At 38.8% G+C, this 649-nt stretch carries 1 protein-coding gene; it reads left to right on the top strand.

The annotated features are described in order from the left end of the window. The coding region (locus R7O13_RS27945; RefSeq protein ID WP_318305333.1) for an alpha-glucosidase C-terminal domain-containing protein at positions 1–425 on the top strand (425 nt) is incomplete at its 5' end. Positions 426–649: the final 224 nt, after the last annotated feature.

The raw sequence follows: 649 nt of genomic DNA, 5'->3' as shown, positions 1-649 counted from the left end.
TCATGACTTATGTCGGCGCACCATGCATTTATTATGGTAGTGAAGTCGGTCTTGAGGGAAGCTTTGACCCAGATAACAGACGTTGTTTCCCTTGGCATTTAGTTCAGGGTTCGCATTGGATCCATCTGTACCAACAGTGGATTGAAATTCGCAAACAGTTCAAAGCCCTACAATCTGGCAGCATGCAATGGCTTTATTGTGACGAAAGGGCATTTGCTTATGCAAGACAGCTTGGTGAAGAGACGATCATTGTTGCAGTCAATATTGGTCTACAAGAAAGCACGATTGACCTACCATTGTGGCAGTTAGGCTTGAATGCGAAACACTTGCATCAATTATTAGATAAGTGTGAAATAATTGATTATGAAGGTCATGTTTCTGTCAATATGGCAGCATTAAGTATCAATTTGTGGCAAGTGAAGTGACACCGCATTCTATATTTATTAAAATTTGTGAATATGTTCATTAATAACTATAAACAGCCTCTTTAAGCCGATGCATATGAGAGGCGAACACTTAAACAATGGTACTCAATGGTTAACCAAAGGCGATTTAGCCTCTCATTTGTTGTTTTCTTTCCTTTAGTTCTATTCATTGTGGTAATGCTCGTTACTACAAAAAACTACTACGATGCAGTCAATCGCTATAT

The sequence above is a fragment of the Vibrio sp. Y176 genome (assembly GCF_033438945.1).
Note: the sequence above shows the minus strand (reverse complement) of the source record. Positions and strands in the feature narration are given on the sequence as shown.